General features: G+C 65.1%; 12 protein-coding genes. 2 read left to right on the forward strand and 10 right to left on the reverse strand.

The window, feature by feature from the left end:
• The 3 genes from DFR51_RS18100 to DFR51_RS18110 are packed head-to-tail and all read right to left on the reverse strand — an operon-like array spanning position 1 to position 5349.
• On the reverse strand, positions 1-3183 hold the full coding sequence (locus DFR51_RS18100) for an error-prone DNA polymerase (protein WP_121053698.1): 3183 nt from the start codon (positions 3181-3183) through the stop codon (positions 1-3).
• Entirely contained in the window at positions 3180-4688 is a 1509-nt protein-coding gene (locus DFR51_RS18105; protein WP_243445523.1) for a Y-family DNA polymerase, read from the reverse strand. The genes DFR51_RS18100 and DFR51_RS18105 overlap by 4 nt, the downstream gene beginning before the upstream one ends.
• Positions 4588-5349 (reverse strand): ImuA family protein, encoded by a 762-nt coding sequence (locus tag DFR51_RS18110; protein ID WP_121053728.1) that lies wholly within the window; start codon positions 5347-5349, stop codon positions 4588-4590. The genes DFR51_RS18105 and DFR51_RS18110 overlap by 101 nt, the downstream gene beginning before the upstream one ends.
• Positions 5350-5501: 152 nt before the next feature.
• Between DFR51_RS18110 and DFR51_RS18115 the strand changes: the two genes are divergently transcribed.
• Positions 5502-8714 (forward strand): autotransporter outer membrane beta-barrel domain-containing protein, encoded by a 3213-nt coding sequence (locus tag DFR51_RS18115; protein WP_121053700.1) that lies wholly within the window; start codon positions 5502-5504, stop codon positions 8712-8714.
• Positions 8715-8770: 56 nt separating this feature from the next.
• On the opposite strand, the gene DFR51_RS18120 is transcribed toward DFR51_RS18115, so the two are convergent.
• Positions 8771-9427 (reverse strand): SdpI family protein, encoded by a 657-nt coding sequence (locus DFR51_RS18120; RefSeq protein WP_121053702.1) that lies wholly within the window; start codon positions 9425-9427, stop codon positions 8771-8773.
• The gene (locus DFR51_RS18125) at positions 9409-9708 is read right to left on the reverse strand and encodes a metalloregulator ArsR/SmtB family transcription factor (protein WP_121053704.1); all 300 of its coding nucleotides are present in this window, start codon (positions 9706-9708) and stop codon (positions 9409-9411) included. The genes DFR51_RS18120 and DFR51_RS18125 overlap by 19 nt, the downstream gene beginning before the upstream one ends.
• 128 nt (positions 9709-9836) lie before the next feature.
• Between DFR51_RS18125 and DFR51_RS18130 the strand changes: the two genes are divergently transcribed.
• Positions 9837-10226 (forward strand): YbaN family protein, encoded by a 390-nt coding sequence (locus DFR51_RS18130; RefSeq protein WP_197723731.1) that lies wholly within the window; start codon positions 9837-9839, stop codon positions 10224-10226.
• Here the strand turns inward: DFR51_RS18130 and mdoH are convergent.
• The 5 genes from mdoH to DFR51_RS18155 all read right to left on the reverse strand — a co-directional run bounded on the left by mdoH (position 10177) and on the right by DFR51_RS18155 (position 19099).
• Entirely contained in the window at positions 10177-12021 is a 1845-nt protein-coding gene (gene mdoH / locus DFR51_RS18135) for a glucans biosynthesis glucosyltransferase MdoH (protein WP_121053707.1), read from the reverse strand. The two genes, DFR51_RS18130 and mdoH, sit on opposite strands and share 50 nt — an antisense overlap.
• Before the next feature lie 85 nt (positions 12022-12106).
• Complete coding sequence (locus DFR51_RS18140) at positions 12107-13651, reverse strand: OpgD/OpgG family glucan biosynthesis protein (protein ID WP_243445524.1); 1545 nt, start codon at positions 13649-13651, stop codon at positions 12107-12109.
• 97 nt (positions 13652-13748) lie between these two features.
• Positions 13749-14795 (reverse strand): phytase, encoded by a 1047-nt coding sequence (locus DFR51_RS18145; protein ID WP_121053711.1) that lies wholly within the window; start codon positions 14793-14795, stop codon positions 13749-13751.
• A 3-nt stretch (positions 14796-14798) separates the two neighbouring features.
• A complete protein-coding gene (locus tag DFR51_RS18150) occupies positions 14799-16196 on the reverse strand; it encodes a purple acid phosphatase family protein (RefSeq protein ID WP_121053713.1) in 1398 nt (465 codons plus the stop codon).
• Positions 16197-16267: 71 nt separating this feature from the next.
• On the reverse strand, positions 16268-19099 hold the full coding sequence (locus tag DFR51_RS18155; protein WP_121053715.1) for a TonB-dependent receptor: 2832 nt from the start codon (positions 19097-19099) through the stop codon (positions 16268-16270).
• Positions 19100-19148 lie beyond the last annotated feature (49 nt).

Below are 19148 nucleotides of genomic sequence, written 5' to 3' on the forward strand. Positions count from 1 at the left end.
TTAGTGGAAATCCCGCGAGCCGGGGAGAATCCGCACGTTTCGTGGATGCCCCCGGCTGCGCGCACGCACGGGCATGGCGGCGGCTTCGGAGAGGCGGGCGAGCTCGTCGCTGCGATCGATGATCTTTGAGGCCATCAGGTGGACGACACCCTCGCAGCTTTTCTGCACCTCGCCTTCCACCGCCATGAGCCGCGCTGACATGACGGCGCGGCGATAGGGCTCGAACAGGCGCGCCCACAGAAGCGCGTTGGTGATACCGGTTTCATCCTCAAGCGTGATGAAGATGGCATTGCCCTTGCCCGGACGCTGGCGGATCAGCACCACGCCTGCCGTACGCACGCGCGCGCCGTTTCGCGCTGCCGCGGTTTCGGCGCAGGTGAGAATACCCTCGGCGCGGAACACATCGCGCAGGAACTGCATCGGGTGCGCTTTCAGCGACAGGCGCGTCACCTGATAATCGGTGGCGACATGTTCGGAGAGCGGCATCGCGGGGAGCGCCGGATCGGGCTCGTCGCCGAGTTCGCGCGCGCCGGCGGCGGCGAACAGCGGTAATTCATCCTGCGGCATTCGCCGCGCTTCCCATAGAGCAGCGCGGCGATCGATACCGATGGAGCGGAACGCATCGGCATCGGCGAGCAGCCGCAAGGCGCGCTGCGGCAATGCGGCGCGACGGGCGAGGCTTTCCACCGAGACGAAGGCGCCGCCTGCGCGCGCGGACATCATGCCGGTCGCCCAATCCTGTCGGAAACCGTCGATCTGGCGAAGACCCAGGCGGAGCGCGAGGCTGCCGTCGGCGCGGGTTTCAAGGCTGCTATCCCAATCGCTTGCGTTGATATCCGCGGCGCGCACCTCGACACCATGCTCCCGCGCATCGCGCACGAGTTGTGCGGGCGCATAAAACCCCATCGGCTGCGAATTGAGGAGCGCGCAGGTGAATACCGCCGGGTGATGGCATTTGATCCACGCCGAGACGTAGACGAGCTTCGCGAAGGACTGCGCATGGCTTTCCGGAAAGCCATAGCTGCCAAACCCCTCGATCTGCTTGAAACAGCGCTCGGCGAAATCATGCGTGTAGCCGCGCGCCGTCATACCCCCGATCAGCTTCTCACCGAAATGATGGATGGTGCCGACATTGCGGAACGTCGCCATCGCGCGGCGCAGGCCGTTCGCCTCGTCAGGCGTGAAATCAGCGGCAACGATGGCAAGCTTCATCGCCTGCTCCTGAAACAGCGGTACGCCGCAGGTCTTCTGGAGGACATCTTTCAGTTCGTCGGGATCATGCGGGGGCGCTGGAGACGGGAAGGTGACCGGCTCCTCGCCGTTCCGCCGCCGCAGATAGGGATGCACCATGTCGCCCTCGATCGGGCCAGGGCGGACGATCGCGACCTGGATGACAAGGTCGTAGAATTCGCGCGGTTTCAGCCGCGGCAGCATGTTGATCTGCGCCCGGCTTTCCACCTGGAACACGCCGATGCTGTCGCCCTTGCACAGCATCTCGTAGGTGGCGGGATCTTCACCCGGAATCGTATCGAGCTGCCAATCGCCAAGGCCGTGCGCACGCATCTGATCGAAGCTCTTCCGAATGCAGGTGAGCATCCCCAGCGCGAGCACATCGACCTTCATGAGGCCGAGCGCGTCGATATCGTCCTTGTCCCATTCGATGAAGGTGCGGTCTTCCATCGCGGCATTGTGAATGGGCACGATCTCGTCGAGGCGCCCTTCGGTGAGCACATAGCCGCCCACATGCTGCGAGAGGTGGCGCGGGAATTCGAGGAGCTGGCCGACGAGATCGCGGAGCCGCGCGATCTCCGGATTGTCGCCGTCGAACCCGGCCTCTTCGTAGCGCCGGTCTTCCATACCGCCGTAGCTGCCCCAGACCGATGAGGAGAGGCGTGCTGTCACATCCTCGCTGATGCCGAGCGCCTTGCCGACCTCGCGCAGCGTGCTGCGGGCGCGGTAATGGATGACGGTGGCGGCAATGCCCGCACGTTCGCGCCCGTAGCGTTCGTAGACGTACTGCATCACCTCCTCGCGGCGCTCGTGCTCGAAATCGACATCGATATCGGGCGGCTCCCGGCGTTCTTCCGAAAGGAAGCGCGAGAAGAGCAGGTTCTCCTTCACGGGATCGACGGCGGTAACACCGAGCAAATAGCAGACGAGCGAGTTCGCCGCCGAACCGCGGCCCTGACAGAGAATGTCCTTGCTGCGTGCGTAGCGGACAATGTCGTGAACGGTGAGGAAGTAATAGGCATAGTTGCACTTGGCGATGAGGCCGAATTCCTCGTCGAGCGTCGCCTGCATCTTCGGCGGGATGCCATCCGGATGCTTCTCTCGCGCCGCTGTCATCACCAGATGTTCAAGCCAGGCCTGCGGCGTCCAGCCTTCGGGAACGGGCTCGTGCGGGTATTCGTATTTCAGTTCTTCGAGCGAAAACTGGATGCGCTCTAGAAGGCGGACGCTCTCCGCCACCGCTTCCGGGCAATCGCGGAACAGACGCGCCATTTCGGCGGGCGGCTTCAGGTGGCGTTCGGCGTTGGCGGTGAGGTGTCGGCCGGCGGCGTGAATGGTCGTCTTCTCGCGGATGCAGGTGAGGATGTCGTGCAGTGGGCGCGCGGCGGGGGTGGCGTAGAGTACGTCGTTGGTGGCGAGAAGCGGCACGCCGACGCGCCGGGCGAGCGCCATCCGCTGCGCGAGCTGGCGGCGGTCGGCACCCGCGCGCGGCATTGCAGCGCCGAGCCAGACATTGCCGGGAGACGCCTTCGCCAGCTGCCGGAGCGCAAGCTCGTGCGCATCGTCCGCCATCGCGATGAGCAGCAGGTCCTCGCGGTGATCGAGGAGGTCGCGCAGCATGAGGATGCAATCGCCCTTCGCGGCGCGGCGATTGCCAAGCGTCAGCAGGCGTGTGAGCCGCCCCCAACCGTGGCGCGTTTCGGGATAAGCGACGATGTCGGGTGTGCCATCCGCGAAGACGAGGCGGGCGCCGACGGCCAGTTTGAAGGCCCGAGTCTCGCCTTTCAGTGCAGCCCACGCGCGGACCACACCAGCGACGCTGTTGCGGTCTGCGATGCCGATGCCGGCATGGCCGAGCGACAGCGCCGCCGCCACCATCTCCGCCGGATGCGAGGCGCCGCGCAGGAAGGAGTAATTGGTCGCCGCGACCATCTCGGCGAAGGCTCCGGTCATGCGAAGAGGCCGTGCAGATACCAGCGCGGGCTCGTCTCCTCGCGGCCGTAGAGGCCATGGCGGAATATCCAGAGGCGGCGGCCGCTCTCGTCCTCGACACGGTAATAGTCCCGCGTGAGACCGGGGCGGCGCCACCATTCGGCGGCAATGCGCTCCGGCCCTTCGGCACGGACGATGTGGACGAAGTGGAGGCCAAGGCGAAAGCGGCGGGGCGGGCCGTCGGGTACGTCTGCGACGACATGCGAAAGTAGACGCGGCGGACGCAGGAGCGCAAGCGGACGCAAAGGCGGTTCATCCGGGGGCGGAACCGGCCACGAACCGGAGGGGCTTCCGGGACGAAGCCGGGAGGCGCGCTCCGGGACGTGACTTTCGCGCGCGTGAAAGCGCAGCAGACGATCCGGCCCGAGCCGGGCTACCAGGCGATCGACAAGCGCATGAAGCGCAGGCCCGGGAGGCGGGGCGCGATCGAGATCGGGCTGGCCGGGGGCAAGCGGCTCGGTGACCGGCACGGCGAGACGCACGGCATCGAAACCGAAGCCGGGATCGAGCGGATCTTCAAGGCGCGCGAGACTGTGCGCGAAGAGCGTGACGACGGGGGCAGCGTGGCGGACGGGCGCACTGGTTTCGACGGCGACCTCCTGTTCCTTGCCATCGCTGCGGAAGAACGCGACCTCGAAACGGCGACCGCCCTCCCCGCGCGCCTCCAGCATCCGGCACGCGTCGGCAAGCAGATCGGCGAGCACGCCGAGCACATAATCGGTGCGGGCAACCGGCTCCGGGAAGCGGCGCTCGACTTCGACCGGCGGCAACACACGGCGCGGCGCGATGGGGCTTTCGGCATCGCCGACCATGCGGCGCACCGCCGTCGCCGCCTCCGCCCCGAAGCGCGCGGCGAGACCCGACAAAGGCCTGTAGACGATGTCGCCGACGGTGTAGAGCCCAGCGCGGTGCAGCGCGGTTTCCCGCGCCTCGCCGAGGCGCAGCGCGGCGACGGGCAGCGCGGCGACGGAGGATGCGCCGAAGCGGGCAAGCGCCCACGCCGCATCGGGCGTATCCGCAAAGGCCGTGCGCACGGTGAAGCCGTGACGCCGTAGCCGCGCGCGGGCATCGCGCACGAGCCCGTCCTCGCCGCCGAAGAGATGCGCGGTGCCCGTGATGTCGAGAATGAGCGTATCGGGCGGCTCCGGCATCACCATCGGCGTGTAGCGAATAGAGAGATCGGCGAGGCGTTCGAGCAGATGCCGGTCCGCCTCCGCATCATGATCCGCGACGCGGAGACCCGTGACACGCGCGCGCGCATCGGCCAGCGGCAGGCCGGGCAGCAGCCCGAGCGCTTCGGCATGACGATCCGTGGCGGCGAGACGCAGCGCACCCTTCACCGACTCCGCGAGGACGAGCGGGTGTTCAGGCGACCCCGTGCGCCCGGCGCGCGCCAGCCGCTCCGCCGGGAGCCACGGAAACCATAGCGCCAGATAGCGGCGCTTCACGAAAGACACGTGCGTCACGATCCCACTCCACGCGCCAGCGCATACCGGCGGGGCCGGCACGACGGCGCAGCAATTCCACATCGAACGCCGGGTGGCCCGGCGCATCCGCGGCGAGCGCCTGCGAAGGCGCCGCCGCAATGTGCCAGCGCGTTTCCGCCGCGCTCGGCGCTGCCTCCGCATCCAGCCGCAGCAGAAACAGCGGCACGCCCGAGGCTTCGGCGGCCAGCGTCAGCTTTCGCGTGCCGGTGAGCCCGAACACGCGCGTGCGGCCCACGCTTTCCGCGATGATCGCACCAAGCGCGGCAACACGCAGCGCATCCGCCGCCGCGGCAATGAGCGCCGCCTCGTCCGGCGCCTGCGCGACGATGCACGCCGCCGGATCGAGGCCGAGCGCGGCAAGCCCCGGCCCATACAGCGGCGCCCGGCGCGCGGCCGCATCCGTCCTCAACCACACGACAGGCGCATCTTCCGCTGCGCAGAGCGCCATCAACGCCGCGAACCCCGCAGCCGCGCCGCTGCCCCCGTCGCCGAACAGTTCATGCACCCGCCCGCGCACCACGCCTGCCGCATCGAGGCCGCGATGCCCTGTAGAGACCCCCTTCCCGCGCCCCTGCACACGGCCTTCCATTTCAGCAACGAGGCCGCGCAGATCGGCAAGAGATGCAGGCGAATCGATCATTTTGTTCACTATTTGTTCTAAGATCATTTCCACGCACAAAAGAGTCAAGGCCGAACCGAAAACCGTTCAACTCATCGTAAATACCTTTTTAATCATCGAGACTTACCGCTGCTGGACGACACTTCCCCCGTCCAACACAGGAGTCCTTACTCGTGAAACTGCTGAAATCCGCGTCCCTTTCGCGGAAGGCCGCACTTTATTCCGGCGCGGCGATCGCCCTTCTGGCTGCTTCTCCCGCCCTCGCCGCCTCGCTCGTGCTGAGCGGCGATTACATGAAGATCGGCCTGAACGACGGCGGCACGCTCGGTTATTCCGGCAACACTTCACCCGGCATTCTTTATGACGGCACGGGCACGGGAACCTTTAATCCCGCCTATGATTATCTGACGCCGGGCACGCCGTTCGAAGGCTTCGTCGTTGCAGGCAACGGCGGTTCGGCCTTCATGCTCGCCAACAATAATGACGGCACACTCAACATCACCGGCGGTACGCTAACCGATTACAGCGGCGTCGCCTTCAACGGTGCGACCTACGATCAGCGCGCCGTGTGGACGGGAACGGCCGCCGGCCTGTTCACGATCACAAACGATTATTATTTCGATGAGGGCGATCAGCGGCTGAAAATCCGCACCACGATCACCGCGCTCAGCGACCTTACCGACATCACCTTCTCGCGTCAGCTCGATCCCGATGCGGTCGCGGCGTCGGGCGATTCGAGCGTCACCAACAATTTCCGGGGCAACGGATCGGTTTCCGCGAGCGACCTCGTCTATGCCGAGGCGCTGGTTTCGAAGTACGTGATCGGCCTCTACACCGACACCAGCTACACGCACAATTCGGCAGTTACCTTCTGGACAAAGGACACCGCATCCTATCTCAGCGGCACGGATATCGGCAACGGCGACAATACGATCGGCCTTGGCTTCGACCTTGGCGATCTGCTGACCGGCGCCACCATCACGTTCGATTATTCCTATATCTTCGGCACCGACATCAGCGCTGCGATCGGGCAGAACAACATCACCGGCACCAGCACGACGAGCGACCTCACCAACGGCTCCGTCCAGCCCGTACTCGATGGTGGAACGCTGCTGGTGGATGCGCCGGGGAGCTACGGCGTCGATATCAGCATCACCGACAATGACGGCACGATCGATACGGACGGCAACAACGCCGCCTTCACGGGCGTGATTTCCGGTTCGGGTGGGCTCACCAAGGATGGCGCGGGCACGCTCGTGCTGACGGGCGCCAATACTTACTCGGGCGGGACCACGATCACGGGCGGCACGCTCGTGGGGAACACGACCAGCCTGCAGGGCGACATCGTGAACAACGCGGCGCTCATCTTCGACCAGGCTGTGGACGGCACCTTCGCCGATGACATCTCAGGTTCGGGCAGCCTCACCAAGGACGGCACGGGTACGCTCATTCTTACGGGCACAAACACCTATACCGGTGGCACTACGGTTAATCAGGGAACCCTTCAAGCCGACACCAATAGCCTGCAGGGAGACATCTTGAACAATGCCGAGATCGTTTTCGATCAATTGGTAGACGGCACCTTCTCAGGTATCATTTCAGGTTCGGGTCATCTCACCCATTATGCTGGGGGTACTCTCACACTTACCGGCGCGAATACCTATTCGGGCGGCACAACCATTTCGGGCGGTATAATTGCTGGCAACGCAACCAGCCTGCAGGGCGAAATCATAAACGATGGGGCGCTCATCTTCGAACAGAACACAGACGAGACTTTCTCCGGCGCCATCAGCGGGAACGGCTCGGTTTCTAAACGTGGCACAGGCACGTTGCAGTTGATCGGTACACACGACTTCAGTGGTGGTATGCTCGTCGAGCATGGCCGCCTCGTGGTCAACGGCTCGCTCGCTGCGTCCGACGTCGAAGTGCAGAGCGGGGCCAGCATCGGTGGCAACGGTACTGTCGGCGGGCTCATCGTGTTCGACGGTGGGACCGCAGCGCCGGGCAATTCGATCGGTGAGCTGACGTCGGCGACGTTCGTGATCTTCGAAGCCGGATCGACCTATGAAGTGGAAGTCGACGCGGCGGGCAATAACGACCTGATCGTGGCCACGACCACGGCGACGATTGAGGGCGGCACCGTGTCGGTGCTGGCGGAAGACGGCGACTATCTGCCGCAAACCTCCTATCAGATCGTGACGGCAGGCGACGGCGTGACCGGCACATTCACGGACGTGACCAGCAACCTCGCCTTCCTGACGCCGACGCTGAGCTACGGCCCCAATGCCGTGACGCTGACGATGACGCGCAACGACATCACGTTTGCGGGCGCGGGCACGACGCCGAACCAGATCGCCACCGGCAACGCCATCGACAGCGCGTTCAGCCCCGCAAGCGCAGTCTATACAGCACTTGTCGGCGCCTCGACGGCCGAAGCCGGTCGCGGCCTCGATGCCTTCTCGGGCGAAATCCACGCATCGAGCCTTTCGATCGCGTCCGAAGGCGCGGCGCAGCTTCGCCGCTCGCTGATCGGTCGCTCGCAGGTGTCGGCAGCCGCCGACGGGCGCAATATCGTGCTGTGGTCCGAAGCGGGCGGCAACTGGATCGACCGCGACGGCAACGGCAATGCCGCCGACGTCAGCAGCTCCGGCTATTCGCTGCTGCTCGGCATCGAGGCCAATGTCGGCGACACCGTGAAGATCGGCATCGCGGGCGGCACGACCGAAGCGGACGTGAAGCTGAACGCACGCGGATCGAAGGCGGACACGCAGAGCGTGTACGGCGCAGTCTACGGCAGCGCCGCCTTTGGGGCGCTGACGCTGCGTGCCGGGGCGAGCTATGCCGACCTCGACACCGACACGACGCGCAATGTCGACTTCCGCAGCTTCGGCGAGGAGCTGACGGCGAGCTACGGCGGATCAGCCGTGCAGGTGTTCGGCGAGATCGGCTACACGCTGCCGCTTGGCAAGGGCTCGGTCGAGCCATTCGCCGGGGTGAACGGCCTGTGGCTGAAGGACAAGGACTTCGCCGAAACGGGCGGCATCGCCGCGCTTGAAGGCGATGGCCGCCGTCGCAGCTACAGCTGGTCCTCGCTCGGCCTGCGGGCGACGATCGGCGACGCGGGCGCACCCGTTGTCGGCCGCGTTCAGATGGGCTGGGAACACGCGCTCGGCAACGTGGACGTGACTTCGGATCTGCGCTTCGCCGCGGGCGGCTCCGCCTTCCGCATCGAAGGCACGCCGCTTTCGAAGAACAGCGTACACACCGAGGCCGGGCTCGACTGGCGCGCCACGCCGCGCCTGACGCTCAGCACGCGCTACACCGGCAACCTTGGCGACCACGGCCAGGACCACGGCGTTCGCGCGACGGTTGCCTTCAAGCTCTGACGACGAAGGGAGGCCGGACGCAAGCGCCGGCCTCCCCCCGTTTTCGTCGGCTTTGCTCAGCGCGCCCTGCGGCGGTGCCAGAGAAACCAGGAGTAGAAAACGGGCGGAAGCGTGCTGACCAGCAGCGCACCCACGACGAGCGCGCCGCGCTGCGCAGGGGTGAGCGGGAGCAGCCCGGCAAGAAGCAGCGCCAGACCGCCCGCCATTGTCGTCCACGCGCCAAGGCGGTGCGTGGCGATCCAGTTGTCCGTATCGAGCAGCGCCCACGGCGTGCGGATGCCGACAAAAAAGCCCGGGCGCGATTTCGGCAGGACGTTGCCAACGTAAATGAGCAGCAGGCCCACGCCCACCAGGGGCATCATGATCGGTATAGTCCAGCCGAAGGCGGGAGCGGCGACCAGAAGCTCCACCATGATCATCATGCCGAGGAGGCCGATCCAGGCCGCGCGATACAGCGCGGCGCTGCCTTCCATGCGGTTCTGCAGCGGTTCGAGGCGCGGCAGAACGGCGAGGACCAGCGACAGCACGGCACACATCACCACCGGCGTGAACAGCGCGAACGCCGCATCGCCGTGGCGATCTGCCTCTCCCGCGAGGTTCCAGTGCATGGCAAGCTGGGCACCTTCGGGCAGGAGCGCGAGCGCCAGCGTTGCAATCGCGGCGAGGACCGCGACCGTGACCCACGAGATGACGATCAGTGCGTGCTCGCGCATTCCGCTGTTTCCTTCTCCGCTTCGCCCACCCCGACCCGGCCCATGAAAGCCATCACGACCTCCTCCAGCGCCGACAGGTTGAGCGTGTAGATGATGCTGCCGCCGCGGCTTTCACCCTGTATCAGACCCGCCGATTTCAGCTTCGCGAAATGCGCGGACATCGTGGGCTTCGATACCGGAAACGCATCGGCAAGCTCTCCGGCGGACTTGCCGCCGGTCTTCAGCATCTCCAGCACCTGCCGGCGGATGGGATGTGCCAATGCGTCGAAAACTGCGTTCACGAAACCTCGTTTGTCTATTAGCGAAAAGACCAAATCATAATGTGCGCGCCGCCACAAGCCCTAACCGAGCGCGAATGATTGGCGGTAGCGTATCGACGAAGGCGCCGTGCGCAGTCATAACCGGCGGCATGACTCGGCACCTCTACCTTGCGCTTGGCTTCGTTTCGCTGGCGCTGGGAATCATCGGGGCGTTCCTGCCGCTGCTTCCAACGACGATCTTCATCATCATCGCCGCCTATTTCTTCGGACGGTCTTCAGAGCGGCTGGAAGCGAAGATCCTGGCGCATCCGAGGCTGGGGCCGCCGGTGATCGCATGGCGGCGCGAAGGCGCGATCAGCGCGCGCGCGAAGATTGCCGCGTGTACGGGCATGGCCTTCGGATATGCGGTTTTCCACCTTACGGGAAACCCTGCGCCGCTGTGGCGCGGCCTCGCCGCGGCGGGGCTGATCGCCTCCGCGCTGTTCGTGGTTACGCGGCCAAGGCCGAGTGCTGAGCGCGAAGCGGAACAGGCGCGCTAGCGGACGCCGCGAGCACGGGCCGGTCCGCAACGCGGAACAGCGCGGCAAGCGCAGACTGACGCGCAGTCAGCATCTCGATCCACGGGCTGAGCACGAGACCGACGGCGACGGGCAGCAGCCAGAGCGAGGATCCGAGCCCGGCAGCCGCGAAGCCCAGCATGACGGCGCCGAGCAGCACATGCGGGCGATAGTGGCGCAGCGCCTCGGCAAGGGCGATGCCGTCCGTCTCCCGACGCTGCGGCGACCATCCGCTGCTGCGACCCATCAGGATATCGGCAAGGTTCAGCGTCTGCGTGAGCATCATCAGCGGGGCGACGAGCGCCGAAAGCGGCACGTCGACCAGCACGCTCGCCGCGATCCGCCGTACACCGCCGAGCGCGGCGCGGCGGCGGCGATCGATCAGCGTCCAGACAAGACCGAGCAGCTTCGGGCCGAACAGCAGCGCGAGCGTGAAGCCGAGCAGCCACGGCGCAGGCGCGATGCCCGCACCCTGCGTGACATGATGCACGACACCCGCGACGATGAGCAGCAGCCACAGCGGTGAGGTGAGATAGGCGGAACCGCCCATCAGAAGCTGCAAACGGTTCACCCAGTGAAAGCCCGCGCTGCCGAGGATGCGCAGGTGCTGGAGATTGCCCTGGCACCAGCGCCGGTCGCGCTTCGCGAAATCGACGATGCTCGGCGGAAATTCCTCCGTGCTGCCGGGCGCTGCAACCATGTGCACCGCCCAGCCGCGACGGCGGAGCAGGCCCGCTTCGACCATATCGTGGCTCATGATCGCGCCGCCGAAGGGTGCAGCGCCGGGAAGCGCGGCGAGCCCGCAGCTTTCGGCGAAAGCACGCGTCCGAATGATCGCGTTATGACCCCAGAAGGTCGCCTCGCTGCCCGACCACCAGATCATGCCCGCCGTTGCGACGGGACCGTAGAGACGTCCCGAGAACTGCTGCCAGCGTGCGAAGAGCGTGCTTGCGTTGATGACGTCCGGCACGGTCTGGATGAGGCCGACACCGGGATTGGCATCCATCGTGGCCGCCATCCGCGCCATCGTTCGGCCATCCATCAGGCTGTCGGCATCGAGCACGAGCATGTAATCGTAGGCACCGCCGAAGCGGCGCACCCAGTCCGCGATGTTGCCGGGCTTGCGCTCGATATTCTGTTCGCGGCGGCGATAGAAAAGACGCGGCGCGAGCGTGGCACGAAGCGACAGGAACGCCGCATATTCGGCGCGTCCGTTCTCCGCGCTGGAATCGCTGAGCACGAAGATATCGAAATCGCGCGCGCGGCCTTCGCGAGCAAGCGACAGCGCCATCGCGCGGATGCGTCCAAAAACGGCTGACACATCTTCATTGTAAACGGGAACGAGAATGGCGGTGCGTCCTTCCGGGACGGTTTCCGCCACGAGATTGAAATCGCGGGCGCCGGCGATCAGGCGAGCGAAGCCCGCGAGCGCGGTGAGAAAGCCGAAGCCGATCCACGCGAAGAGGGGTACGAACAGCGCGACAAGCAGCAGCTCTCCGGCGGTGAAGCCCCCGGGCGCGGCGGCGCGCAGCATCTCGAAACCGCCTGTGAGCGCGAGAACCAGCGTTGCCGCGATCAGCAGGAAACGGCGGAGCGCGATATGACGGGGCGCGGTCTCCGAACGCAGCGGCACAGACTCGCACACGTTCCAATCCTGAAGCGGCATTTCGAGCGGTGTCTGCGGTGGGAGACCTTCCGCACGCCTGTGCAGCGTATCGAAGGAGACCGTATCGTAGCCGCCGGACACACCTTCAGACAGCAGAACTTCATGACGCATAATATTTCAACTTCGACTCTGGTTCCGTTCCCGGTTCGCCGTCTTCACGCGGCCAGACCGGCCCGGTTGTTAATGCGCGCCCGGCTCACCCGTTCCCGATCACGGGCAGCTGATACAGCCACGTTTCGGTGAGTTGTGCACCGCAGCAGACGAGCCCCCCGCGCAAATCCGTCGCGGAGCCGCTTCGCGCCTCCACATCGATCATCAGCCGCCAGCGATTGGGCCGCTCGGCGACCGGATATGCGACCTGCATCAGGACCTTGCCGTTCGTCGCGACCTGCGCCGTCACATCCTCGCGCGCCCGGTTTTTCAGCGCCTCGCCTTCGAAATCGACGACGAGTTTGATGATATCTTCCTGCGCCGGATGGCCGGGACGCCCACCCAGACCCCGGTAGGTGCCGACCACACGCGCCAGCGGCGAGGCATCGGGCTCTCCGCCGAGCCAGCGAAGGCGATAGGCGAGGTCGTAGCGCATACCAGCCCGCGCCGGAGCCTTCGGCTGCCAGAAAGCGGCGATGTTGTCGTCCGTCTCTCCGCGCGTGGGAATTTCGACGAGATCGACCGTGCCTTCGCCCCAGTCGCCGATCGGTTCTGCCCAGAGTGACGGGCGCTTGTGATAGAAGACGCCGTCGTCCTCGTAATTGTCGTAATTCCGATCGCGCTGCATGAGGCCGAAGCCGCGCGGGTTCTTGTCGACGAACGCGTTTAGCGCCGTGCGCGGCGGATTGAGCAGGGGGCGCCAGAGCCGTTCCCCACCGCCGTTCGCGATGAGAAGCCCATCGGAATCGTGGATTTCGGGACGCCAGTCGCGGCGCGGGCCGGGCTCCGTCTCCCCGTACCAATACATGCTCGTCATGGGCGCAAAGCCGAGCCGCTCCACATCGGCGCGCAGGCGAATGGAGAGCGTCACCTCCTGCACCATCTCGTTTTCGATCACGCGGTTCACAAAGCGGTAGGCGCCCGCGACGCGCGGCCCATCGAGAAGCGCGTAGACGGTGAAAGCATCCTGCCCCGGCTCCAGCCAGAAGGCGCGGAACACGGGAAACTCCTCCGGCGTCGAAAGCCCCGTGTCGATGGCAAGGCCGCGCGCGGAAAGCCCATATTGGTGAAGCGGTCCGGCAGTGCGGAAATAGGAGGCGCCCTGAAAGGCGAGCCAATCGCCGACATCACCGGGGTTCATCACACGAAAGCCTGCAAAGCCTCCTTTTTCCGCCGTAAGCGCGCGCGCCGGGCTGTTTTCCGGCATGTCGTAGAGATCGGGGGAATAGGAAAGGGCGCGGGCGCGGCCACCCTCCACAACGTGGATGGCGATCGGCTCCCGCGCATATTTGCCGAGCGGAAACAGGCGCACCGATTGCCCCGGCCGATCCGGCCAGAGCGCGGCGGAATCGCGGTAGCGAATAGCATTGAGCGCATCGTAGTCGACGGCTGCCGCAGCCTCGACCCGGCGCAGCGGCACGAACGGCCGCTCGGACAGCGCCATTGCCTGCTGCTTCAGCGTATCCCACGAAAAGGCTTCGGCGCGTCCCAGGCGGGGCGCGGCAAGCGTTGGGAGCGCAGGCAGGAGGCCAAGCGCCGCGAGGCCGGCAAGGGCATCCCGGCGCGACCAGCGGGCGCAATCAGGGTTCATCCGTGTTTTCATTGCGTTGCCGCGAACGCACCGCAAGCGGAATGGATGCAAGGCCCATCGCGACGGGCGCGCGTAGTCCTGCGGTGAACGGTTGCGTTCAGGGCAACGACAGCGCGTCGCGTACCGCGCGCCAGTCCACAATCTTGAAGTTCTGCTGCGTGCCGCCGTCGTCGGTGTCGTGCATCGCGATCGCGCCTTCGGGGAAGGGGCCGATCGAACCGCTCCAGGCATCAAGACCGTCGGTGCCCGTCACATTGTCGATCGCGCCGCCTTCAACAGCAAAGCGGCCCTTGTAGGCGTAGCTGTCGCCGTCGATCTGCCAGACGGGATAGGTGGCGTCGCCCTGGCTGGAGGCGATCAGATATTTCGCACCCCGATCCCGCAGGATCGACATGCCTTCGACATCGGCGGTGAGGCGTTCGCCGTCGACAGCGGCGACCTTGATGCCGTCGGCGGGTGCGCCGGGCTTCAGGTCGAAACGCCAGATCGCGACGTCTTCCTCGCCGAGATAAAGCCTGCCGGTTTCATCATCGACGACGCAGCCTTCGGGCTGGCTGCCGACCTTGAAGCTGTATGCGAGCTTCGCGGCTTCGAGCGGGGCGCCATTCGCGAGACGCAGCGCGCGGATCTCGCCCGTCTTGTTATTCGGGATCAGATAGAAATCGTCGCCGAGCTTGCCCATGCAATAGCCGTAGGGCTCGCCCATGCCGAGCGGCAGCACGCCGTAGCGGCGCGTTTCCAGCGTTTCAGGATCGAAGAGATAGGCGACCAGCGTGAAGTTTTTCCGCTCGGTCGCGGTGACGAGGACATAGTCCTTGCCGTTTACGGTAAAGCCGGGCCGAAGATCGACATTGTTGAGCGGACCGTCAGGCAGGAACTGGCGGACCTTGCCATCCATATCGTGAACGTAGAGCCCTTCGGTCTTGTCCGTGCCGAACAGTACGGCGCGCGCGGGATCGCGCGGGTCGGCCCAGAGCGCCGGATCGTCCGCATCGACGGCGGGGTTGGTAGTGACAACAGTCTCGACCGCGGCGGGCACGGCCTTCGCGGGGTCACCGCGCGCCGCGGTGCCCTGCGGCAGCTCGATCTCCGGCGCAGCGCACGCAGCGAGCAGGACGAGGGGGAGGGCGGTCAGTATCTTCATCGATCAGTCCTTCGGGTCTGCAGTGCAGGGTACGCCATCCGGGCCCACTTGACCCGCGCAGCGACGCACCGGGCCCGAAGCCTCCGGGATTTCGACGAGGCGGTTTCCGTCTGCATGGCGGATGAGATCAAAGCCGTCGTAGAGGCGGCCCGTGGGGGTGAAGGTGCGGAACTGGAGCCTGTCTGCCGCAACATCGACCGTCTGAAAGAGTTCGGTATCTTCAGCCACGCGGTCGGGCTGCGTGTCCGCACGATCGTTGAGGCCATACATCTTCGAGCCCGTGACGGAGACGAGATACACGGGGCCCTGCACCTTGCCGTCGGCGCGCGCCTTCGCGGACGCCGTCTTGCCGGCTTCGGCGGTGAGGCGGCTGTAGCAATGGTCGTGGCCCTGCAGCACGAGATCCACCTTGCGCGCTTCGAACACCGGCTTCCACGCCGCCTTCAACTTCGCGGTGTCGTTCGGCCGCGCGCAGGTGAAGATCGGCTGGTGGAACAGCACCACGTTCCAGCGCGCCTTGCTCGCCGCGAGCGTGCTGTCGAGCCAGCGCGTCTGGCTTTCAAGCGCGCCGAGATTGAGCGCCGCAGTGCCATCGAGGATGATGAAACGGACGCCCTGATAATCGACGTAGTACGTCGTCGCCTTCGCGGCATCGGCGCCGTTGCCGGGGAGCGCAAACTGGCGCGACCAGTGCGGGCCAAGCACATATTGTTCGGTGCCGTCCGGCAATTCGTTGTCGAGATATTCGTGATTTCCGGTCGCGGGAAGCTGCGGGACGATGCTGTAATTATAGCCGCCAGCCTGCGTCCATTCTCCCCACTCGTCATCGTGCGCGAGATTGTCGCGCTGCGCCACAAGATCGCCCGCGTGAACGACAAGCGCGGGACTCGCGGTGGCGTGAAACGCCTCTCGGATGACGCGCGAGGCGATGCTGAGGATATTGTTCTGCGTATCGCCGAAATAGAGGAAGCGGAACGGCCGCGCCTCAGCGCTCGCCGTGCGGAATTGCAGCCATTCGCTCCAACCCGCGCTGCCCTTCACGCGGTAGACATAGGCGCGGCCGGGTTCGAGGCCGGTGAAGCGGACCTGGTGATAGAGCGCCTTGCCGTTTTCGTTCTCGATGGGCGCGCTGACGCCGACAACGCGGACCGCCCGAGCGGCGAGGCCGGGACCATCGATCGCCGGGGCAATCTCCGCCTCCGCCGTCGCCTGCGCAACATCGGTGCGAAAGGCGACCGCCATCTCGCGGGACGGGTCTGCGCCCGCCGTCAGCACAATGCGATCCGGCAGCGATTTCGCCGCGTAGGGCAGCCCCGGCGAACGCGGGATTTCGACCTGCGTTTCTGCGAAAGCAGGCGCGGCCGCCGTGAGCAATAGCGAGAAGATGACGGTTCGCAGCATGGCGATTCCTTAGCGAAGCCTGACTGACGCATGGCTGACGGTGTGCGCGGCATGGCCGCGCACACGCATCATCAGAACGTGGCTTTCACGCCGAACTTCGCCGTCCAGCTATACTCTTCGTACTGCAGCAGACGCCGCGAACCGCCGAAGTTCTGGTAAGCGAAATAAGGCTCGTCGGTGACGTTCACCCATTCACCGAACAGCTGGACGTTTTCGGTGACCTTGTACTTGGCGCTGAGATCGAGCTGGAAGTGGCTGGCGACGTAGCGATCCTGATCGGCTTCGTCGTTCAGCTCATCGAGATACTTGCTGCGATAGGCGCCCGCCACGCGCAGGCTGATCGGACCCTTTTCGTACCCGAGAACAGCGTTGAACGTGTGCTTTGCGGAGGAGGGCAGGCCGACCCGGCGCAGATCGCCGAGATCGCCGTCCGTCGTCACCCGCCCCTTGGCGTCGGTGTAGGTGTAGTTGAACTGTGCGAGCAGACCATCGAACGGCGCAGGCAGGAAATCGAATGCCTGGCTGTAGCTGAATTCGAAGCCGCGGATCTTGGCGGTGTCGCCGTTGATCCAAGTCTTCGCTTCATCGAGCAGCTGACCGTTATAGGGGATGCCCGTGTCGCCGCCATCCACCGTGTATTCGATGATGTAGTTCTTCACGTCCTTGTAGAAGACGCCTGCCGATACTGCAGCGTTGCGACCGAAATAATATTCGACCGAAAGATCGGCGTTCCATGCCCGGTAAGGCTTCAGATCGGGATTGCCGAATTCACCCTCGTTGTCTTCGATCACCGCGCGCGGCGCGAGGCTCGACAGTTTCGGACGCATGAGGTTCTTGTAACCCGCCGCGCGCAGCACGAGGTTCGGTACCGGCTCGTAGCGGACCGTGAGGCTCGGCAGCCAATCGGTGTAGCTGCGGCTGAAACTCTGCGGCGTGACGAAGACGGTGTCGTCCTCAACCGGCTCGCCGCCGAATTCGCCGCCTTCCTCGACGAGCGTGACCACATTACCGGTCATGCGGTTCTTCGTGCGCTCCATGCGCACGCCGCCGATGATGCGAACCGTGCTGCTGTCCCAGCGGCCGAGCAGGTAGGCCGCGAGGATATCCTCATCGACACTGTAGTCGGATTCGGCCGACATCTGGTCTGTGTCGAACGGATCGAGTTCGAAGGCGTCGCGATTGGTGCTCAAGAATTTCCGGAACGATTTTTTCCCCGGCATCGGCTCGATGAGGGCGAGACCGTAATCCTGCTTGCCGAGCACATCGGCAAGCGTCAGATCGCTGTCGCCGTCGAAGCCGTCGTAAACCTCGAACGTGCCGTTGTAGAATTTCTCGCGCCAGCGCGACTTCACGCCGCCCTGCACGGTGAACTCGCCGGTGCCGAGCGCGAACACACGCGAGACATCCGCCTTCAGGGCGTATTCCTCGTCCTGCGCGTCGCTGAGCGTGGTAATCTCCGCCTTGTCGAATTCATATTCGGACGGGTCGAGGAAGAGATCGTTTCCAGCCGTGATCGTGTGGCCGGTGAACATCGGCTTGCTGTAATCGAAACGGACGCCGAATTCGCCTGCATCTTCGAACTTGCGTTCGAATTTCACCGGGTCGATCGAGCCATTCTCACGCTCGCTCGATTTCGCCCAGCTCGCTGAATAGACGAGCTTCCACGGGCCCGCATCGGTTTCGCCGCCCATCGTCAGCGAGCGGATCTTCTGCGATTCAAAGCGATCCTTCAGATCGCGCTGCACGCTGATCTCGCCACCGTCGGAAAGGAATTCCGCCGTCGTGTCCGAACCGTCGGAGGGGGCTTCATCCATCTCGAAGGTCAGACGGCGGCGATATTCCTGATCGTCGAACTGGCTGTAGAGACCGCGCACGTAAAGTGTCGTGCTTTCACCCGCCTTGAAATCGAACGAGAGCGAGGCCGAAATGCGTTCGCGCTCCACATCATAATCGCGGTACTCGACCGTGTCGGCATAGACGACGCCATCGTCTTCGTCCCAGCCGTCCATCTCCATGTTGTCGGTCGCGAACTTGCGCTTGTAGTAGGAGATGCCGCCTGCGACGCCGATGTTGTCGCTGAGCTTGGTCGAGAAATCGACCGCGCCTTTGGGCGAGAGATGATCGGTGAGATCGTTGTAACTGCCCTCCGCACTCAGCTTCAGCAGATCCTTCTTGCGCGCGAACGCGCTCGTCGTGTTGATCTCGATGGAGGCACCGATGGTGTCGCCGTCCATGTCGGGCGTCAGCGATTTTTTCACCTCGATGGATTCGATGAGATCGCTGGAGATCACGTCGAGCGCGACCGAGCGCACATCCGATTCCGGCGCAGGCAGGCGGACACCGTTCAGCGACGATGAATTCAGCTCGGGATCGAGGCCGCGGATCGAGACGAAGCGGCCTTCGCCCTGATCGTTGAGGATGTTGACGCCGGGAAGGCGGCGCAGCGATTCCGCCACATTCTGATCGGGGAACTGGCCGACCGCGTCGCGCGTCAGCACGGAGTAGACACCGTCCGCCGCGCGCTGCCGAGAGATCGCACTGCCAAGGTTCGCCTGCTGGCCGATGACGAGGATGAGGCTGTCGTCGCCTGCGCTGAGTGCGATGTCGGTGCGCGTGGTGCCGTCTTCGGTGATGCTGACCGACGTGCGGCTTTCATCCGCGCCCGCATAGACGGCACGCAGCGTGTAGCTGCCCGAGGGCACGTCTGCGAACCGGAAGCTGCCATCGGGGCCCGCCGACGTGCGGCGGCCAAGTTCGACGAGCTCGACCTCGGCACCCTGCAGGCCGCGAACGCCGCCGGCGTCGATAACGGTGCCGACAAGCGTGCCCGCGAAGGCGGGTGTGGAAAGCGCGGTAACGGCAAAGAGCGCCGCTGCGAAGCGTGCGCGAATACGGTGCGACATGAAATACCCCTTGTACGGGGCAGTCCCGATGCTGCCCCTTCGCGGCGAG

This window comes from Sphingosinicella microcystinivorans (assembly GCF_003634215.1).
Lineage (GTDB): Bacteria > Pseudomonadota > Alphaproteobacteria > Sphingomonadales > Sphingomonadaceae > Sphingosinicella > Sphingosinicella microcystinivorans.